We start from the raw sequence: 18,905 nt of genomic DNA on the forward strand, positions 1-18,905 counted from the left end.
GGGACCACGGACCCCTCACCCCTTGAGCAACCCAAACACCGCCACGCCATTCATCGTTCCGACATAAACCTTCCCGTGAGCGATCATCGGCGTGATGAACTTGTTCCCCGCGCCGAAGTGATCGCGCGTTCCCATCTGATTGCTGCTGTACAACTCGGTGGCGAGATTGGCCGGATCGAATGCATGCAACGCCGCCACGCTGCCGTTCTCGGCCGCCCACACAATGCCGTTCGCCGAGCCGTTGGCCGAGACGCTGGGCGTGGTCCCAGGATAAGGAAAAGTCATCGCGCTCTGGCCGGTCGGCGTTGCCGACAAGCGCGCGTTAGTGATCGTGAAGGCCTTCAGATGGTCGCCCACCGAACCGAAATAAATCCGGCCGTTGAAATAAGCCGCCATGCCGAACTCGCCGCCGCTCAATTGCCCCGCGATCTCCTGGTAGATCTTGTTGCCGCCGGCGTTGAATTTCCCCATCGACTCGCGATCCAGAACGTAGATGATGTCGTCCTTGCCCGTCCCTAGCGTGAGGTGGCGAACCGCGCCGCTCGCATCGGTGAGATCGGGCAGCACGAGCGCGCCGCCCGAACCGAGATCCGCATCCACGGCGGACGCCTGCACGATATTCGACATCGCGAAGTAATCGACGACCGAGAGCCCGCCCGCCGTGCCCAGCTTCAGATACGTATTGCCGAAGTTGCCTTGAGCCGGAAAACCGTTTGCGTTCAGCGTGGTATCGAACGTGCCGTTGCCGTCGAGCAGATAGATCGACGAGCCGTCCGACGCGGGGCCCGCGCCGCTCATCCAGATGGCGCCCTCGGAACCGTTCGGCGTGACATTGAGCACGGAGGTCTGCTGCAACGTGTCGGCGCTGTAGGCGATGATCCAGCCGGTGTAAGCGCCCGCGTCGCAATGCGAGGTCCACGTCGTGTAGATCATGCCGTTGAGCAGGAGCAAACCCGCGCGCTCGGCATATGACGAAGGCGCGAACACGACGCGTCCGTTCGAACTGTTGGCGCCGTTGCCCGGATAGCTTGCGGCGACTTCCGTGGGTCCGTTCAGCAGTTCCGCGCCCGTCGCGAGATCGAGCGCGTGCACGCGCTGATGGTAGCCGCCGCCGGAATCCTTCGACATCGCGACGACATAGATCGTGCCGTGAGGTCCGCGCGAGCGGTCGATCACCGGCGTCGAGGTGATGCCGATCTCCGGCGTGATCTGCCCGCAGCCCAGGTCGTCGCTCGGCGTTTCGCCCGCCTTCAGCGTGCGGACCTGCCATAGTCGCGCGCCCGTGTCGGCGTCGAAGGCGAATACGCTGTCGTGTTCGGTCACGACGTACAGCACGTTATGCGTGCCGCCCGCGATCGCCAGCGAGCCGACGAAGAGCGGCTCTCCATCGACCTTGCCGTCGACGGCGAAAAAGCCGACCTTGCCGAAGCTTGCCGCGTTGACGTTGGCCGGCGTCAGGATGGTTTCGTCGAGGTACTGGCCGGTGCGCGCGATGTCGTTGTGATAGGTCACGACGTCGCCCTTGGCGGACATCGCGGTGCCGCCCGAGGACGTGCCCGAGCCGCCCGAGCCGCCCGAGCCGCCGGCGCCGCTGCCTGTCGCCGCGCCGGTCGCGGCTTCATCGCCGCCGCCTCCGCAACTTCCGAACGTCATCGCACAGAGAAAGATCAGCGCGCTCAGCAGGTAAAAACGGCGCGACAAGGGCAGAGTTTGCATGGCGTTCTCCGCATTGCCGGCGTGGGCGCCATGAACGCATGGCCCGCTCAGCGAAATGCCGTGCAATGTGCGATGAAACTAGCATCAAGCGTGCTAGCCCGCGGAGATCCGCAGCTGGCTTACCCTGCGACCGCCATGCGTTGCGCGCGTCGGTCGATCGACACGGACCACAGCGTCAGCGCGAGCGCGCCGATCGACGTCGCCACGCCGACCCACGGCAGGGTGGTGAGCGGCGCGCCCGCGCCGATCGCCATGCCGCCGAGCCAGGCGCCCGTCGCATTGCCGAGATTGAACGCCCCCTGGTTCAAGGTCGACGCCAGATTCGGCGCGTGACTCGCGCGATCGACGATCAGCATTTGCAGCGGCGGGACGATCGCGAAGGCCAGCACGCCCCACGCGAAAATCGTGATCATCGCGGGAATTTCGCTGTGCATCGTGCCGGCGAAGATCGTCAGGATCACGACGATCGCCAGCAGAAACGCCACCAGCGAAGGCATCAGCCGCCAGTCCGCGAGCTTGCCGCCGAGCGTGCTGCCGACCGTCAAGCCGAGGCCGAACAGCAACAGCACGAGAGTGACGGCATGCGGCGTGAAGCCGGTCACGTCCTCGAGAATCGGCGTGATGTACGTGAAGGTGGAAAAGAGGCTGGCCGACGCGAGCACGCTGACGCCGAGCACCATCAGCACTTGCGGGTTCTTCAGCACGCTGAATTCGCGCATGAGGCTCGCTTTCTGCATTTCGATCCTGGCGGGCAGGCACACGGCAAGCGCGGCCGCCGCGACGACGCCGATGACCGTCACCGCCCAGAAGGTCGCGCGCCAGCCGACCGCCTGGCCGAGCGCGGTGCCGAGCGGCACGCCGAGCACATTGGCGAGCGTGAGGCCGGTGAACATCAGCGCAATCGCTTGCGCGCGACGGTTCGGCGCGACGAGACCCGCGGCCACCACCGAGCCGATGCCGAAGAACGCGCCGTGGCAGAACGCCGTGACGATGCGCGCGGCCATCAGCACCGCGTAGCCCGGCGCGATCGCGCACAGCAGATTGCCGACGATGAACACGCCGATCAGGCTCATCAACGCTTTCTTGCGCGGCATGTTGGCGACCGCGATCGCAACGATCGGCGCGCCGATCGTGACGCCGAGCGCATAAGCCGACACCAGCATGCCCGCCGCCGGGATCGAGACGGACAGATCGCGGGCGACATCGGGCAGCAGCCCCATGATGACGAATTCGGTGGTGCCGATGCCAAAGGCGGCAACGGCGAGAGCGAGCAGGGGCAAAGGCATGGTGATCGAACGGGATTCAGCGCGACGTGAAGCGCCGCGCGACAGACGCGCGTTTTCGGGGCGAAAACGCATGCGCTGTGCAAGGGTAAAGCAGTAGGGGATTCTACCTAAGAAGCTGTTGCGAAATTAGTTAAACCAAGGCTTGAGGCGCGTCCAGCAAATCAAGGCGCAAGCTAACGAGAGGAAAGCCTCGTGGATATGGGCGTAGCGTTCATAGCGAATCTTCAGGCGTCGAAACGAGTGAAGCCAGGCAATCGAGCGCTCGACTTGCCAACGCGTTTTGCCGAGTCCGCTGCCATGGGGCGAGCCAATTTTTGCGAGCACGGGCGTGATGCCACGTTCGCGCAAGCGCTGCCGATGTGGCTCGGAACTGTAGCCCCGGTCGCCCTGAACGATTTGCGGCTTGTGCAGGGGACGTCCCCGTTTGCCCCGGATATGTGGAATGGCCTGGACCAGTGCATCGAGCTGCGTAATGTCGTGGCGGTTTGCGCCGGTCAGGATGACCGCGAGCGGGATGCCTTGCGCGTCGACGATGAGGTGGTGCTTGCTGCCGAGCTTGCGCCGGTCCGTGGGATTCGGGCCGGTTTTTTTCCCGCCAGCATGGCGCGAATTGATGAGCTGTCGACGATGGCACGCGTTAAGTCGATTTCGCCACGGCGGCGCAGTTCGGCCAGCAGCGTTTCGTGGATACGTTGCCAGACACCGGCCTTCTGCCATGCGACGAGCCGTCGCCAGCAGGCGGTGCCTGAGCCGCAACCCATTTCCTGCGGCAGCAGGTTCCACGCAATGCCCGAGCGCAGCACGAACACGATGCCAGTCAGCACTGCTCGGTCTGGCGTCGGTTTGCGGCCCGCGTACTGGCGATTGCGCGGTGCTCGCGCGGGCAGAAGCGGTTCGATGAGTGACCACAATTCGTCGTCTATGAGTTCTTTAGGCATTGCTTCCTGTCAGGCAAAACAAGACAAGAAGTTAACACCAAGTCAGAAAAGTTAACAGACCCAAAACTTAATTTCGCAACAGCTTCTAAGTCAAAACAGTGCCGCTGGCCGTCGAGGCGGCTGTTGTTTTTTGCTGAAAAGCCGCTACGGAGTGCGCTTTTCCGGCGTGCGACGGCTGTGCGTCATCAGGTGCTTTCGTCTGGATCGAGCGCGTTGCCGTGACGGCCGGCGCCTTGCGCAAAACGCGCGGCGCCCGCGACGCCCTCGTCGAATACCGCCTGATAGCCGCCCGCGCCTTCGCGTCGCAGCGCCTCGGCGAAGTCGTCGAGCAGGCTGTTTTGCAGCGCCGAGCGGCGGTCCGCCAGCAGCGCCGCTTGCGGGAAGGCCGCCAGTTCGGCAGCGAGACGCTCGGCCGTCGCGCGCGCCTCGCCTTTCGCGACGACGCGGTTGGCGAGACCGAAGTCGAGCGCTTCCCGCGCGTTCACCGCGCGTCCGGTCAGGATGAGGTCGAGCGCCCGCGACAGTCCGATCAAACGCGGCAAGCGGATCGTGCCGCCGTCGATCAGCGGAATGCCCACGCGCCGGCAGAACACGCCGAGCACCGCGTCTTCCTCGACGACCCGCAGATCGCACATCGCAGCCAGTTCCAGACCGCCCGCCACCGCATGTCCGGCGATCGCCGCGATCACCGGCTTGCTGAAGCTCATGCGCGTCGGGCCCATCGGCCCTGGACCGCTGCCGTCGGCGTGCAGTTCGTTGCGGCGCGTGTCGTCGGCGAGCGCGCTGAGATCCGCGCCCGCGCAAAACGTGCCGCCCGCGCCGAACAGCACCGCCGCGCGCCAGGCCGGCTCCGCTTCGAAGCGGCGGAACGCGGCGGCGAGCGCATCGGCGGTGGGGCGGTCCACGGCATTGCGCCGCGCGGGCCGCTCGAGAACGAGGGTCGCGACGCCCGTATCCTCGTCGGCTTCGATACGCACATGTTCATTGAAATTTTGGGTGGTTATCATCGTCGTTTCCGTAGATGTCAGCGTGTTCCCTTCAGTGACGAGGCGCGTTCCCGAGCGCTCATGGAGTGCGTGCACGAAGCATGCTTATGCAGTCCGCTCATGCAGTGTGATTAATACGGTGGCCTGTCATGCCTCTTTCACAATCGGCTCGTAGCGTTAGCGCTCTTTTAACGCGCTGGCGAGTTTTCGCCAGCTTATCGAGCCTGCCTTTGTCCTTGTCCAAATCATCGTCGGCCGCCATGCCGGCTTCTGCCGGGACGGTCTGGATCGTGCCTTTGCATCACCATCCATGGTACGACCACGTATGCCTGCAACGCGTTTTCGACGCGGACGGCACGCGGCATCAAGTCGTGCTCGTCGACGTGCGCAAGCTGCTCGCCTGCGCGGACCGCGACAACACCGATTATGTTCTGAAGCCGGTGGCCGAATGGCACTCGGGCAAGGTGCGCGGCATACGCGAATTTCTCGATCCTGAGAACCCGCGCATTCCGCAAATGCCGTATGTGACGATCTCGACGCGTCGCGCGCCGGGTCTGCTGGGCTGGCTGGGTCTGGAGCGCGAAGGCGTGGTGGCGTTTCGCAACGGCCAGCATCGCGCGCGCTATCTGGCCGACGCGGGGGCGCGCTGGTTTCCGGTGGAAGTGCATGAGCGCGAGGCGGCGCTATTGCGCGAAATCTGCGGCGCCGCGGACGACGCCCGCACCGCGCTCCGCCCGACCACGCTGACGAGCGAAGGCGGCGATTGAGGTTGGCGCTTGGGGCTCGCGCTTGGGGTCCGCGAGCGCGGCTCGCTTGAGGCTGCTGCCCAAACTGGCGCTTAACGAGCGGGACTCACCACATTGCGCGGCGTGCCGGCCCGCCATGCCGCGACGTTGCCGAGCGTGGTCTGCGCGATCTCGCTCATCGCCTCGCGCGTGAAGAACGCCTGGTGCGCCGTGACGATCACGTTCGGGAACATCAACAGACGCGCGAGCACGTCGTCCTGCAACGGCAGGTTCGAGTGGTCCTCGAAAAAGAGGCCGCCTTCCTCCTCGTACACGTCGAGCCCGAGGTGGCCGAGCTGGCCGTCCTTCAACGCGCCGATCAGCGCATTGCTTTCGACGAGACCGCCACGGCCCGTGTTGATCAGCATCGCGCCGCGTTTCATCCTCGCGAGCGCGCGGCTGTCGATCATATGGTAGGTGGCCGGCACCAGCGGGCAATGCAGACTGACGACGTCCGACTCGGCGAGCAGCGTGTCGAGCGGCACGTAGCGCGCGCCGAGCGCGAGCAGATCGTCGGCCGGCGTGCCTGGGTCGTAGGCGAGCACCTGCATGCCGAAGCCCGCCATGATGCGTCCGAACACGCGGCCGATCATGCCGGTGCCGATCACCCCGACGGTCTTGCCGTGCAGATCGAAACCGAGCAGCCCATGCAGCGAGAAATCGCCTTCACGTGTGCGCGCGACGGCGCGCGGCAAGCGCCGATTGAGCGCGAGGATGAGACCGACCGCGTGTTCGGCGACCGCGTGCGGCGAATAGGCCGGCACGCGCGCGACCGTCATGCCGAGACCCTCGGCCGCGGCCAGGTCGACGTGATTGAAGCCGGCGGAGCGCAGCGCGATCAGGCGGGTGCCGCCGGCATGGAGACGTTCGAGCACGGCCGCGTCGACGGTGTCGTTGACGAACGGGCAGACCACGTCGTAGCCCTGCGCGAGCACGGCGGTTTCCAGGTCGAGATGCGACTCCTGAAAGCGCAGTTCATAAGCGTGCGCGGCATTGGCTTCGGTGAATGTGTCGCTGTCGTACTGGCGGCTGCTGAACAGGATCATGCGCATGAGCGGCTCCGTGAATTGCGTGCCGGCGCTGAACAGGCGAATCGAGGCGAACTGAGGGGCGCGGCATATAGGCGGTGGGCTAGCCAGTATACGGTAGCCAATGCATGGCGCGGAGGGCTGACCAACCCGTCGATTCGTGAGTCGGCACGATCGCTCGATTGCTGAGGTCATTCGTCTGGAGCGCGCGAGGCGCAGGCTTGGAGTCGGCTCATTGCATCGGCTATGGCATCGGCTCATTGCGCGTGGCGCCAATTGCGCCTGGCGGCGTTTGCGACACGTCGATCATTGCGGCGCCAGGCGGCAAGGCATGGTCAAAAAACTTGCGCAATCAACTTGCGCAATCGCGCGGTTCAGTGAATGATCGGACCGACGGCCTCGCCGGCGGTAGTGCCGGCGAGGCCGCTTGCTCCTTTGCGTCCTGACATTCACGTATCGATCATGCCGACTTCATCCTCCACCTCCGTTTCCTCCGCAGTGCCCTGTCCGGTTGTCGAATCGCTCGACGCGATTCTTCCCGAAGAACCGCTCCTGATGATGGGCGCCGGCCCCGTGCCGATTCCCGCGGCCGTCGCCAAGGCCAACACGGTCGTGATCAATCACCTGGGCGGCACGATGGTGAAGGTGATCGGCCAGGTCAAGACGATGGCGCGCTACGTGTTCCAGACGAAATCCAAATGGGTGCTGGGCGTGGCGGGACCGGGATCGGCCGCGATGGAAATGGCGATCTGCAATCTCGCGTGGGAAGGCACGCGTGTGCTGAGCATCAGGAACGGCTTCTTCAGCGAGCGGATGGCGGAAATGGGCCGCCGCGTCGGCGCGCGGGTGAGCACGCTGGACGTCGACGACCGTTCCGTCGCGAGTCTCGATCAGGTCGCCGAGGCGATTCGCCGCGAGCGCCCCGAGATCGTGACGGTGGTGCAGGGCGAGACATCGAATACGGTGTGGAACCACCATCTGAAGGACATTGCCGCACTGGCGAAAGCGGCCGGCGCGCTGGTCATCGTGGACGCGGTGTGCACGCTGAGCACGATGCCGTTGGAGATGGACGAGTGGGGCATCGACGCTGTGATTACGGGCGGGCAGAAGGGGCTGTCGTCGATTCCGGGCGTGTCGCTGATTGCGTTTTCCGACGCCGCGTGGGAGCGAGTGAAAGGGCGCACGGCGCCGAATGCGCATTGGTGTCTGGATGCGTCGCTGGCGGAGAACTTCTGGCATAACGCCGGGTATCACTACACCGCGCCGGTGTCGGGCGTGCTGGCATTGCACGAGGCGTTGCGTCTCGTGTGCGCCGAGACGTTGGAAAAGCGCTTTGCGCGGCATTTGAAATGCTCGCTGGCGTTGCAGCAAGGCGTGACGGCGTTGGGTTTGCAACTGTATACGCCGGCGGCGTGCCGGTTGAATTCGGTGGTGGGAATCGAGGTGCCGGCCGGGCTCAGTCCAGGCGATGTCTGCGCGCATATTTCGCGGATGCATCAGGTGGAGATTTCCGGCTCCTTCGGTTTGCCGATCGTGCGGATCGGGCAGATGGGGGAACAGTGCCGCGAGCACAATCTTTTCCGCACGGTGCACGCCCTTGGAAGAACGATGGTTGACCTCGGCGTCAAGGTCGACTTGCCGGCCGGCGTAGCGGCGCTCGAGCGGGGCTTGTCGGAAGGAAAGTAGTGGTCGCGCCTCTCGGCGCACCTTGACTACCAAACGCCCCACTGTTTGTCAGGCAGACCCTTCCGACGAGCGCGCAGCGCGAGTCGGGAAGCATGACTGCCTTGTCACTAACATTGAATGCGCGAGGGCACGGATTCCAGATGGGCCACTGCCCCCTCCAAGCCAAAGGACCCGCTTCAGAACTAGCGGTGTGAGCCGCTTTCTTTGCTTACTTTCTTTGCGGCGGCAAAGAAAGTAAGTGCCGCCCCGCACAGGGGCAACGCCAATAGACCACTAAGAAAGCAAGAAAAGGCCAACCCCGCAAGCAAACAACCGAAGCGCCGCGAAGGCAAAAAAAAGCAAAACCCTTAGAGCGCCGCAGGCAAATCAGTCACCTTAACATTCCGCAAATAAAGCAAACAACAAAGCCCCGCAGCCGCAGCCGCCGCGACCGCGGCAAACAGAAACACCGACCCATACCCAAACTCCCCGGCGATATACCCGGCCAACGGCCCGGTAATCCCAAGCGAGAGATCGAGAAACACGGAATAAGCCGACAGAGCCGCCCCACGGCTAGCAGGCGGCACAAGCCCGACGGCCTCCACCCCAAGCGAGGGAAACACCAGCGCGAATCCGAAGCCGGTCAACGCCGCCCCGGCCAGCGCGATATGCGGCTCAGGCGCCAGCCACAGCATCAACAAGCCGACGCATTCAAACGAGAACGAAACAATCGCCACACGAAACCCGCCGTAGGTCTTGATCGTGTTGGCGAACAACAAACGCGCGCCGATGAACAGCGTGCCGAACACCGTCAGCGACAAAGCCGCGTTCGGCCAATTCTTCGCGGCATAGAACAGCGTGATGAAAGTGGCGATCGAGCCGAAGCCGACGGACCCGAGCGCCAACCCGATACCGTGCGGCAACACCCGCGTGAACACGCTGCGGTACGACATCCGCTCGCCATGCACGACGGGGACCGGCGCCATCGGCCGGGCCAGATAGAAGCCGAGCGCCGCCAGCGCGATCACCAGAATGCCCAGCGCGGCAAAGCCGACCGTATGCGCAATCGCGACCCCGAGCGGCGCGCCGACCGCGAGCGCGCCATACGTCGCGATGCCGTTCCACGAAATCACCCGGGCATTGTTGGTCGTGCCCACCCGGCCGATGCCCCATAGAATCGCGCCCGTGCCGCACAGGCTTTCGCCGAATCCGAGCACGAGGCGGCTGCACACCAGCAGCCCCAGGCTCAGCACAGGCCAGCCCTCGCACAACACCGCCAGCAACAACAGAATCCCGCTCGCGCCGCAACCCAGCAAACCGATCGACACCGTGCGCTTCGGCCCCAGCGTATCCGCCGAACGGCCGGCCAACGGCCGCGAGGCCAGCGTCGCCAGGTATTGCACGCTGATCGCCGCGCCCGCGAGCACGGCGCTGTAACCCAGGTCGTCGTGGACGTAGCCGGGCAGCACCGCCAGCGGAATGCCGATCGTCAGGTAGCAAAGAAACGTGAAAAAGACGACTGGAATGATCTGCAGGGTCGTCGCAAATTCGCTGCGAGGTGTCGCTGAGTCGGTGGACATGGGGAAAACGAGACTTGAAAACGGCGGGAAGGCGTGATTTTCCCATGGAACCGATTCTCTTGCAGGAGTTGCTTAATAATTCGTCGGACCAAAGGCAGGCGCAACATCCACATAGTGGTCGATTTTGGCTCCATGAAACGTCCTTTTCCCGCCCTCGGCATGGGCGGATGAGGGCCGATTAGCCGTGTAGACAGCAAAAGAGCGGCAAAACTACCGCTGCTACATAAGCCAATCGCCACTCGAACCCGTCTCTTTATCGTCTCGCGGATATGTCCCGCATGCGGCCCCCGCTATGGGTTGCCTTTATTGACGGTGATAGTTTTCGAACCGTCACCTTCGAGAGCAACGAGACATGACTGAGCCGATTCGCTTCTACCACCGCAACGCGATCCGCGAGATCGAGGACGCCCCCGTCACGCGCACGGTCCTGCAGTATCTGCGTGAGGACGCCCATTGCACCGGCACCAAGGAAGGCTGCGCCGAAGGCGACTGCGGCGCCTGCACGGTCGTGATCGGCGAGCGCAACGAGGCGGGCGGCGTCGACTTCAAGGCGGTCAACGCCTGCATCCAGTTCCTGCCGACGCTCGACGGCCGCGCGCTCTTCACCGTCGAAGACCTGCGCCAGCCGGACGGCTCGCTGCATCCGGTACAGCAGGCGCTGGTCGAGTGCCACGGCTCGCAGTGCGGTTTCTGCACGCCGGGCTTCGTCATGTCGATGTGGTCGCTGTACGAAAAGCACGGCCACGAACACGGCTGCGCGAACAAAACCGTGCCGTCGCGCGAAGCGATCGGCAACGCGCTCACCGGCAACCTGTGCCGCTGCACGGGCTACCGTCCGATCGTCGACGCGGCCGTACGGATGTTCGAAGCGCCCGCGCCGAAAGCGCCGCTCGACATCGGCGCGCTCGCCGGAACGCTCGCCACGCTCGAGCGCGTCGACACCTTCCACTATCAGCACGCCGGCCAGCAGTTCAATGCGCCGCGCACCGTCGAAGCGCTCGCGAAGATCAAGCAAGCCGAACCGGCCGCGCGCATTCTCGCGGGCAGCACGGACATCGGCCTGTGGGTCACCAAGCAGATGCGCGAACTCGGCAACGTCGTCTACGTGGGCCAGATCGCCGCATTGCAGAAGCTCGAAACGAATGACGACTGGATCGCGATCGGCGCGGGCGTGACCGTCGAAAAGGCGTATGCGGAACTCGCGAGGCACTACCCCGAACTTACCGAAATGTGGCTGCGCTTCGCGTCGCTGCCGATCCGCAATGCGGGCACGCTCGGCGGCAACATCGCGAATGGTTCGCCGATCGGCGATTCGATGCCCGGCCTGATCGCGCTCGGCGCGCGCGTGATCGTGCGCGGCGGCGAGATCGAACGCGAGATGCCGCTCGAAGACCTGTACCTCGCGTATCAGAAGAAGGCCATGGCGGAGCACGAATTCGTGGTCGGGCTGAAAGTGCCGACGCGCACCGGCGCGCGCAAGAACCTGCACTTTCGCACCTACAAACTCTCGAAGCGTTTCGATTCCGACATCTCGGCCGTCTGCGCCGCGTTCTCCTTCATCGCGGACGGCAACGTGATCCGCGAGCCGCGCATCGCATTCGGCGGCATGGCCGCCACGCCCAAACGCGCGACGCACGCCGAAGCCGTTTTGCGCGACGCCGACTGGCACGAGGCCACCGCGCAGGCCGCGATGCTCGCGCTCGGCAACGACTACGCGCCGCTCTCCGACATGCGCGCGACCAGCCACTACCGCCTCGAAGCGGCGAAGAACACGCTGTATCGCTTCTGGCTCGAAACGCGTCCGAACGATCCGCTGCCGAAAAGCGCGCTGGATGTGCGCGCGGTCGCCGCGGCGTGCGCGAACGCCTGATACGCCGCGAGCCTACGGAGAACACGACAATGAACCAGCATGCCGAGCCGTTCCTGAAAGATCTTCAGGATCAGGAAAACTTCACTCAGGTCCACGTCTCGCGTCCGCATGAATCCGCGCATTTGCATGTGAGCGGCCGCGCCACTTACACCGACGACATACCGACGCTCGCCGGCACGTTGCACGCCGCGCTCGGCCTGTCGTCGAAAGCGCACGCGAGGCTCGTGTCGATGTCGTTCGACGCAGTGCGCGCCACGCCCGGCGTGGTCGCGATCTTCACCGCCGGCGACATTCCCGGCGCCAACGACGTCGGCCCGATCATCCACGGCGACGATCCGATTCTCGCGGACGGTGTCGTGCAATACGTCGGCCAGCCGATCTTCATCGTGGTCGCGACGTCGCATGAAACCGCGCGTCTCGCGGCGCGCCGGGCTGAAGTCGTCTACGAGGAATTGCCCGCGATTCTCACCGCGCGGCAGGCGCGCGCCGCCAACCAGTCCGTGCTGCCGCCGATGAAACTCGCGCGCGGCGCGGCAGCCGCGAAGATCGCCCGCGCCGCGCATCGCGATGCCGGCGAGATGCTGCTCGGCGGTCAGGAGCAGTTCTATCTGGAAGGCCAGATTGCCTACGCGGTGCCGAAGGACGACGACGGCATGCACGTCTACTGTTCGACCCAGCATCCCACCGAGATGCAGCACCTGGTCGCGCACGCCCTGGGCGTGGCGTCGCATAACGTGCTGATCGAATGCCGGCGGATGGGCGGCGCGTTCGGCGGCAAGGAATCGCAATCGGGCCTGTTCGCGTGCTGCGCGGCGCTCGCCGCATGGAAGCTGCTGTGCCCCGTGAAGCTGCGCCCCGATCGCGACGACGACATGATGGTCACCGGCAAGCGGCACGACTTTCACTACGCGTATGAAGTGGGCTACGACGAGCACGGCGTGATCGACGGCGTGAGCGTCGACATGACCTCGCGCTGCGGTTTTTCCGCCGACCTGTCGGGTCCGGTGATGACGCGCGCGCTGTGCCACTTCGATAACGCGTACTGGCTGTCGGACGTGACCATCGACGGCTTCTGCGGCAAGACCAATACGCAGTCGAACACCGCGTTCCGCGGCTTCGGCGGTCCGCAAGGCGCGTTCGCGATCGAATACATCATGGACAACGTCGCGCGTTCGCTCGGCGCGGACGCGCTCGACGTGCGCCGCCGCAATCTGTACGGCAAGACCGAGCGCAATCAGACGCCGTATGGCCAGATCGTCGAGGACAACGTGATTCACGAACTGATCGACGAACTCGAAACGACCAGCGAATACCGCGCGCGCCGCGCGGCGATCGACGACTTCAATGCGAACAACGACGTGCTGAAAAAGGGGCTCGCGCTCACGCCGGTCAAGTTCGGCATCGCGTTCAACGTGACGCACTTCAACCAGGCCGGCGCGCTCGTGCACATCTACACCGATGGCTCGGTGCTGGTGAATCACGGCGGCACCGAAATGGGCCAGGGCTTGAACACGAAGGTCGCGCAGGTGGTCGCGCATGAACTGGGCGTCGGCTTCAAGCGCATTCGCGTCACGGCGACCGACACCAGCAAGGTCGCCAATACATCGGCGACGGCCGCATCGACCGGTTCCGATCTGAACGGCAAGGCGGCTCAGGATGCGGCGCGCCAGTTGCGCGAACGTTTGTCGGCATTCGCCGCCGAGCGTTTCGGCGCGGGGCGGGTGAGCGCCGCCGACGTGCGGTTCGCGCACGATCGCGTGATCGTCGGCGAGACGGTGGTGCCGTTCGAGGACGTGATCGCCAAGGCCTACCTCGCGCGCATCCAGTTGTGGTCGGACGGCTTCTACGCGACGCCGAAGCTCCATTGGGACCAGGCGAAGCTGCAAGGCCGGCCGTTCTACTACTACTCTTACGGCGCGGCCGTCTCCGAAGTGGTGATCGACACGCTGACCGGCGAAATGCGCGTGCTGCGCGCGGACGCGCTGCATGACGTGGGCGCGTCGCTGAACCCCGCGCTCGATGTCGGCCAGGTGGAAGGCGCGTTCATTCAGGGCATGGGCTGGCTCACCACCGAGGAACTGTGGTGGAACGCGGACGGCAAGCTGATGACGCACGCGCCGTCCACTTACAAGATTCCGACCGTGAACGATACGCCGCCGGTCTTCAATGTGCGGTTGTTCGCTAACCGCAATGCGGAGGACAGCATCCATCGTTCGAAGGCGACCGGCGAGCCGCCGCTGCTGCTGCCGTTCTCGGTATTCTTTGCGATTCGCGACGCTATTTCGGCGGTCGGCGATCACACGGTCAATCCGCCGCTGAACGCGCCCGCGACGAGCGAGGAAATCCTCAAGGCAGTCGGCGCGGTGCGGGCGGCGCGCGCGGCGGCGCGGCAGTAAACTTTGAACGCAAGCGCGGCCATGATGCACGACTCGAACCCAACTGGAATGATCGCCATGAACGAGTTGCCGTCCGTTCGGACCGGCCGGCGCGGCGCACTGCAAGCGCCGCGTCCGGCGCCGCTGCATATCGTGCTGTTCGGCGCGGGGCATGTCGGCCATGCGCTCGTCACGTTGCTCGGCAGCCTGCCGTGTGTCGTGCAGTGGGTCGACGAGCGCGACGAACTGTTTCCCGACGAAACGCCCGCCAACGTGCAGATCGAAGCGACGGACACGCCCGATGCAATCGTCGACACCGCGCCGCCCGGTGCCTACTTCCTCGTGATGACGCATCGCCACGCGCTCGATTTTTCGCTGGCCGAACGCATCATGCGGCGGCGCGACTTCAGCTACTTCGGCATGATCGGTTCGAAGACCAAGCGCGTGAAATTCGAGCGGCGTTTGCTCGAGCGCGGCGTGGCTCGGGAGCGGCTCGTGGAGATGACGTGTCCGATCGGCGTGGCCGGCATCGTCGATAAGGCGCCCCCGGCGATCGCGGTGGCAGTGTGCGCGGAGTTGTTGCAGGTGCGGGCGCGGCGGGCAGCGGCACAAGCGGTGACGCGGGTGCTTTGCGCGAGCGGGTGAGCGCGGCGGGGCCACGCCTCATGCAACGCAGTCGAAGCAACGCAGTCGAAGCAACGCAGTCGAAGCAACGCGCCCGACATCCAGCGCCTACCTCCGAACCAAAACGTCGGCCCTATCCGCCTGACGTTGCCTTCGTGCCCGCCCGCTTCACGCGCCGCACCTTCTGCGCGACCAGCCCATCGGACACCTGCGACATCAGCGCGCGCAACCAGCCGATGTCGCTCGGCCTGTCCGGCTGCGGATGCCACATCTGATAGCACTTGATGCGCGGAAACGGAATCGGCACCTCCACAACCGCGAGCGGCAGGATGCTTGCATAGTGCGTCGCGAAACGCCGCGTGGTCGTGAAGATCAGATCCGATTGCAGCAGGGTTTGCGGCACGAGGCCGAAGTAGGGCAGCGTGGCGACGATGCGCCGCTCGGCGCGCGCCCGCGCGAAACCAATGTCGATGGCGCCGCCGCGCGCGCCGCTGTAGGGCGTGGGCGCAAGATGCGGCGCCGCGAGATACGCTTCGCGCGTCAACGGCGCGCGGGTCAGCGGATGATCGGCGCGCATCAGGCACACCACCGTATCCGCGAACAGATCGCTGCGCTCGAAACGCGGATCGGGCTTCGGCCAGTTGCCGATCACCAGGTCGAGTTCGCCGGCCTCGAGCGCCGCGGAATGATCGAGCATCGGGCTCAGCGAATCGATTTCGAGCCGCGCATGCGGCGCGGACTCGCGAAACCGCGCGATCACCGTCGGCATGAAAAAGTCGTTCAGATAATCCGGCGCGGCCACGCGAAAGGTGCGGCGCGAACGGCCCGGATCGAAGTCGCCGTGCGGCGTCGCGACGAAATCCACTTCGCGCAGCACGCGTTGCGCGGAGGCCAGCAGCGATTCGCCGTATTCGGTCGGCACCATGCCCGATTTGCCGCGCACGAGGATCGGGTCGTTCAGCGTCTCGCGCAGTTTGCGCAGCGCGGTGCTGATGGCGGGCTGGGTCTGATTCAGACGCAGCGCGGTCTGCGTGACGCTGCGCTCGACCAGCAGCGTGCGCAGCACGCGCACGAGCCAGATATCGAGGGAGGCGGCGGTGTCGTCCATGGTTCAGGCGAGGCGGTGCGAGCGGATCGGGCGCGGACAAAGCGTGCTTACGGAACCGCTCGCGCACCACCACTCGCGTAGCGGGGCGCAAAGGTTATTACCTTAGGCCCGTTTGCGGTGTGGCGGCCATAGCAGGCGCGGTATGGCCGGCATCAGCCGCGCCTTTGCGACGCCACGGCTGCGCACATTAGCTCGCGCGGATCGAGGAAATTCCACGGCGGGGCATGCTGATCGCCGCAGTCTGTTGCGCACCGCGTGGCGCGCAAGTGCGTCTTCGGCGCGCCGCCTCGAACCAGGGCCGACCTCTGCCCCGCGCTCAGTTGTTCGGGAGGCCCGAGGGCAGCAAACTGATTCGCTTCACTTCCGCCGAGTCGAGCCAGTTCGGCGTGCGCGCGCAGTACAGCACCATCGGCAACGCGTCCTCACCCCAGAACAACTGCTCGTTCAGACGGAAGGTGGGCACGCCGTAGACGCCCAGGCTGATCGCGTCCGCCGTGTTGCGCTGCAATTGCGCCTTCACTTCCTCGCTCTTGATGAGTTCGGGCCCGTCGGGCATGCCGACGCGCTCGCACAACTCGGCGAATGCCTCGTCGCTCGACGGATCACGCCCTTCACGCCAGATGAAGCGGAAAATCTCGCGCACGAAGGCGATGTCGCCATTCGCCGCGGTGGCGAGCAGCAGCGGCTTGGTCGAATCGAACGGATGAGCCGGCGGCATCTTGTAGGGAATGCCGAGTTGCTCCGCGCGAAACAGCGCGTGGCGATACATGAAGATGCGCTTGGCGGGCACGCTGTAGGCCGGCAACTGGCCCCAGTGGCGATACAGGTCGTTCAGCACGATCGGCGTGAACACGAAGTCGAAGCCCGGCCATTTATCGTGTTGCTCGAGCAACAGATAGGTAAACGGCGAGACAAAATCGTAGAACCACAGCGGCTGCCTGGCGTCGATGCCAACGGTCATGAATGTCTCCCGGATTGCTTTTCAGAACGGTGCGTCTGCTGGATTGTCGGAATTGTAATGATCTTACGCGGTGCGCTCGCTGCTTGCACCGGTCACTAGGGTTTGCGACCGGTGTCTTCGGGCGTCTCGCCGATTTCGGCCGCTTCGTTCGCCGCGGACGGCGTGGGCGGTGTCGGCGGCGGAGAGCCGGCGTCTTTCTCGTCCGGCGCGTCGCGCTGAATATCGCGGCTTTGCGTGAGCCGCGCGCGCACGAAGCCGATATGCTCGCGCAGCACATAGAACTGATCGGCGTAAGCGAGCGGCATCTTCAGACCATTGACCGACTCCTCGATCGCGTCCAGCCGTTCGATCAGCGACGCGCGCTCGGCGGCCGAATATTCGCTGAGCGCGCTGCGCTCGATCGCGATCAGCGCGCCGTACCACCGATAGATCCGCGACTTGACCCGCCACGCATACAGCGACGGCACGAGCCGCAGCGCCGGAATCAGCAACACGATCAGCGGCACCACGACCACCAGCAGACGGTCGGCGAGACTCGCGAGCCAGAACGGCAAGATCCGGTAGAGGAAGCTCTTGCCCGACTTGTAGTAGCGCGCGGCGTCGTCGCTGATCGGGAAGTCGTGCGCGAGCGGCGCGGGAAATTCGCCGGCGCGCTGCATGATGTTGGCCTTGCCGTGCACCTCGCGCGCGGCTTCGATCAGCAGATCCGAGAGCGCGGGGTGCAGCGAGTCGCGCGCCACCAGTTCAGCGGTCGGCGCCACCAGATGAATCGGCGCGGACGGCAGGTTCTTGCCCAGGTCGAACGCGCCCATCGGCATCGTGAGTTCGGTCAGATAGGGAAAGCGGCGCGTGTAGGCAGTGGCCTGCGTGAAGTCGTAGAACTGCACGTTCGGCGTGCGGTAGAGCTTGCCCATCACCGCCGGTTGCGCCGAGTCGCCAGCCAGAAATGCCGCGTCGACCTTGCCGGAGACGAGCGCCTCGGCGGCGTCGTCGCCTGAGAGCGGCAGCAGTTTGGTCGAGCCGCCCGGCGCGATGCCGTTGGCCTTGAGCAGCGCGAGCGCGAGCTCACGCGTGCCGCTCCCCTCGGCGCCGACGGCGAGCCGCTGACCCTTGAATTCGGCGAGCCGCGCGATCGTCGGACCGTGATAGAAGATCGCCAGCGGCACATACGCCACGCTGCCGAGCGACATCAGGCCGCCGCTCGCCTGGGCCGGCGCGACGCCGTCCTGCACGAAGCCGACGTCGACATCCGAGTTCGGGTCCGAAAGCCGCTTGAGATTCTGCAGCGAGCCTTCCGAAGGCAGCACGTTCAGCGTGATGCGGTTGCGCGCCAGGATCTCTTTGTACTTTTGCGCCGCGGTCCAGAAGGTGCTGCCTTCGGGGCCGGCGCTGATCGTCAGCGTGCTGGGCGGGGCGGGCTGGATCAGCCGCACGGCGACCCAGATGGCCGCGACGGCGATCAGCAGAATCGGCCCGAACGAGACGGCCAGATCGCGCCAGGAGATCGCGACGAAACGGGCAACGAGACGGGGAGGGCCTTTGCGGCCGGTGGCGGGCTTCATCGGATGACGTGACGGCTACGCTCGAAAGGACACAGGTTGACGGCGCTTCGTGGCGCACGACTGAACGAAAACGCACGCGCCATGCCAGGGCCGGCTGCCGCGAACGCCGGGCAAACCGCGCGGCGGCGCGCGACGCGCCCGATGGTACCCGAGATTCATGCGGCGGCGAAAAGCGCGGCGTCGATGCCGCCGAGAAACCCGTAACAAAACGTGAATGGCGCATGTACGGCGCATGAATGCCGCGTGAACGATTGCTCGAATCGTGGGTAAGCGAGGCTGAATCGACGGACAATCGGCCCGCGAGCCGCACCCGCCGCGCGTCTCGCGCATGACTAAACCCTTTGCGCTTCTTGCCCGCCTGGATTAAATTGTCGTTCGCTGCCGCGAACACACGTTTGCGCGGCGCGACCCGGCACGACAC

General features: G+C 65.2%; 14 protein-coding genes. 5 read left to right on the forward strand and 9 right to left on the reverse strand.

Going from position 1 to position 18,905, the window contains the following annotated elements; genetic code table 11:
* Nucleotides 1–15: 15 nt before the first annotated feature.
* The 4 genes from CUJ90_RS02760 to CUJ90_RS02775 form a co-directional block, all read right to left on the reverse strand.
* Nucleotides 16–1,716: a PQQ-binding-like beta-propeller repeat protein gene (locus tag CUJ90_RS02760; RefSeq protein ID WP_114163418.1), complete on the reverse strand. Its 1,701-nt coding sequence runs from the start codon at nucleotides 1,714–1,716 to the stop codon at nucleotides 16–18.
* A gap of 119 nt (nucleotides 1,717–1,835) precedes the next feature.
* Nucleotides 1,836–3,002 carry an MFS transporter gene (locus CUJ90_RS02765; RefSeq protein ID WP_114163419.1) on the reverse strand — a complete coding sequence of 389 codons (1,167 nt, stop codon included), beginning with the start codon at nucleotides 3,000–3,002 and terminating at the stop codon, nucleotides 1,836–1,838.
* Nucleotides 3,003–3,128: 126 nt separating this feature from the next.
* A protein-coding gene (locus tag CUJ90_RS02770; RefSeq protein WP_114161924.1) for an IS5 family transposase occupies nucleotides 3,129–3,940 on the reverse strand; the annotation gives its coding sequence in 2 pieces (ribosomal slippage) (nucleotides 3,129–3,601 and nucleotides 3,601–3,940; 813 coding nt in all).
* A 185-nt stretch (nucleotides 3,941–4,125) separates the two neighbouring features.
* The gene (locus CUJ90_RS02775; protein WP_114161925.1) at nucleotides 4,126–4,947 is read right to left on the reverse strand and encodes a crotonase/enoyl-CoA hydratase family protein; all 822 of its coding nucleotides are present in this window, start codon (nucleotides 4,945–4,947) and stop codon (nucleotides 4,126–4,128) included.
* Between the two features lie 128 nt (nucleotides 4,948–5,075).
* Between CUJ90_RS02775 and CUJ90_RS02780 the strand changes: the two genes are divergently transcribed.
* Entirely contained in the window at nucleotides 5,076–5,693 is a 618-nt protein-coding gene (locus CUJ90_RS02780; RefSeq protein WP_083084513.1) for a plasmid fertility inhibition factor family protein, read from the forward strand.
* A 71-nt stretch (nucleotides 5,694–5,764) separates the two neighbouring features.
* On the opposite strand, the gene CUJ90_RS02785 is transcribed toward CUJ90_RS02780, so the two are convergent.
* Nucleotides 5,765–6,763 (reverse strand): 2-hydroxyacid dehydrogenase, encoded by a 999-nt coding sequence (locus CUJ90_RS02785; RefSeq protein WP_114161926.1) that lies wholly within the window; start codon nucleotides 6,761–6,763, stop codon nucleotides 5,765–5,767.
* Between the two features lie 438 nt (nucleotides 6,764–7,201).
* Between CUJ90_RS02785 and CUJ90_RS02795 the strand changes: the two genes are divergently transcribed.
* Complete coding sequence (locus CUJ90_RS02795; protein WP_114161928.1) at nucleotides 7,202–8,425, forward strand: pyridoxal-phosphate-dependent aminotransferase family protein; 1,224 nt, start codon at nucleotides 7,202–7,204, stop codon at nucleotides 8,423–8,425.
* Nucleotides 8,426–8,772: 347 nt separating this feature from the next.
* Here CUJ90_RS02795 and CUJ90_RS02800 read toward each other — a convergent pair whose 3' ends face one another.
* Entirely contained in the window at nucleotides 8,773–9,984 is a 1,212-nt protein-coding gene (locus CUJ90_RS02800; protein WP_114161929.1) for an MFS transporter, read from the reverse strand.
* A gap of 352 nt (nucleotides 9,985–10,336) precedes the next feature.
* Here CUJ90_RS02800 and xdhA point away from each other — a divergent pair, with 352 nt between their 5' ends.
* From xdhA to xdhC, 3 genes are read left to right on the forward strand one after another with little or no spacing between them, the layout of a single operon-like run.
* On the forward strand, nucleotides 10,337–11,854 hold the full coding sequence (gene xdhA / locus CUJ90_RS02805; RefSeq protein ID WP_114161930.1) for a xanthine dehydrogenase small subunit: 1,518 nt from the start codon (nucleotides 10,337–10,339) through the stop codon (nucleotides 11,852–11,854).
* A 29-nt stretch (nucleotides 11,855–11,883) separates the two neighbouring features.
* The gene (gene xdhB, locus CUJ90_RS02810) at nucleotides 11,884–14,250 is read left to right on the forward strand and encodes a xanthine dehydrogenase molybdopterin binding subunit (RefSeq protein WP_114161931.1); all 2,367 of its coding nucleotides are present in this window, start codon (nucleotides 11,884–11,886) and stop codon (nucleotides 14,248–14,250) included.
* Between the two features lie 21 nt (nucleotides 14,251–14,271).
* Nucleotides 14,272–14,874: a xanthine dehydrogenase accessory protein XdhC gene (xdhC, locus tag CUJ90_RS02815; RefSeq protein ID WP_422879695.1), complete on the forward strand. Its 603-nt coding sequence runs from the start codon at nucleotides 14,272–14,274 to the stop codon at nucleotides 14,872–14,874.
* 112 nt (nucleotides 14,875–14,986) lie between these two features.
* On the opposite strand, the gene CUJ90_RS02820 is transcribed toward xdhC, so the two are convergent.
* The 3 genes from CUJ90_RS02820 to CUJ90_RS02830 all read right to left on the reverse strand — a co-directional run bounded on the left by CUJ90_RS02820 (nucleotide 14,987) and on the right by CUJ90_RS02830 (nucleotide 18,484).
* On the reverse strand, nucleotides 14,987–15,961 hold the full coding sequence (locus CUJ90_RS02820; RefSeq protein WP_083084507.1) for a LysR substrate-binding domain-containing protein: 975 nt from the start codon (nucleotides 15,959–15,961) through the stop codon (nucleotides 14,987–14,989).
* 316 nt (nucleotides 15,962–16,277) lie between these two features.
* Nucleotides 16,278–16,922: a 2-hydroxychromene-2-carboxylate isomerase gene (locus tag CUJ90_RS02825; protein WP_114161932.1), complete on the reverse strand. Its 645-nt coding sequence runs from the start codon at nucleotides 16,920–16,922 to the stop codon at nucleotides 16,278–16,280.
* 95 nt (nucleotides 16,923–17,017) lie between these two features.
* Nucleotides 17,018–18,484, reverse strand: coding sequence for a TAXI family TRAP transporter solute-binding subunit (locus tag CUJ90_RS02830; protein ID WP_114161933.1), 1,467 nt, complete (start codon nucleotides 18,482–18,484; stop codon nucleotides 17,018–17,020).
* Nucleotides 18,485–18,905: the final 421 nt, after the last annotated feature.

The sequence above is a fragment of the Paraburkholderia terricola genome (assembly GCF_003330825.1).
GTDB lineage: Bacteria > Pseudomonadota > Gammaproteobacteria > Burkholderiales > Burkholderiaceae > Paraburkholderia > Paraburkholderia terricola.

Coding starts and splice junctions, on each gene's coding strand:
- CUJ90_RS02830 (WP_114161933.1), bottom strand. CDS start 18,484: ATGAAGCCCGCCACCGGCCGCAAAGGCCCTCCCCGTCTCGTTGCCCGT.
- CUJ90_RS02760 (WP_114163418.1), bottom strand. CDS start 1,716: ATGCAAACTCTGCCCTTGTCGCGCCGTTTTTACCTGCTGAGCGCGCTG.
- CUJ90_RS02775 (WP_114161925.1), bottom strand. CDS start 4,947: ATGATAACCACCCAAAATTTCAATGAACATGTGCGTATCGAAGCCGAC.
- CUJ90_RS02765 (WP_114163419.1), bottom strand. CDS start 3,002: ATGCCTTTGCCCCTGCTCGCTCTCGCCGTTGCCGCCTTTGGCATCGGC.
- xdhB (WP_114161931.1), top strand. CDS start 11,884: ATGAACCAGCATGCCGAGCCGTTCCTGAAAGATCTTCAGGATCAGGAA.
- xdhC (WP_422879695.1), top strand. CDS start 14,272: ATGATGCACGACTCGAACCCAACTGGAATGATCGCCATGAACGAGTTG.
- xdhA (WP_114161930.1), top strand. CDS start 10,337: ATGACTGAGCCGATTCGCTTCTACCACCGCAACGCGATCCGCGAGATC.
- CUJ90_RS02820 (WP_083084507.1), bottom strand. CDS start 15,961: ATGGACGACACCGCCGCCTCCCTCGATATCTGGCTCGTGCGCGTGCTG.
- CUJ90_RS02795 (WP_114161928.1), top strand. CDS start 7,202: ATGCCGACTTCATCCTCCACCTCCGTTTCCTCCGCAGTGCCCTGTCCG.
- CUJ90_RS02825 (WP_114161932.1), bottom strand. CDS start 16,922: ATGACCGTTGGCATCGACGCCAGGCAGCCGCTGTGGTTCTACGATTTT.
- CUJ90_RS02800 (WP_114161929.1), bottom strand. CDS start 9,984: ATGTCCACCGACTCAGCGACACCTCGCAGCGAATTTGCGACGACCCTG.
- CUJ90_RS02780 (WP_083084513.1), top strand. CDS start 5,076: ATGCCTCTTTCACAATCGGCTCGTAGCGTTAGCGCTCTTTTAACGCGC.
- CUJ90_RS02785 (WP_114161926.1), bottom strand. CDS start 6,763: ATGCGCATGATCCTGTTCAGCAGCCGCCAGTACGACAGCGACACATTC.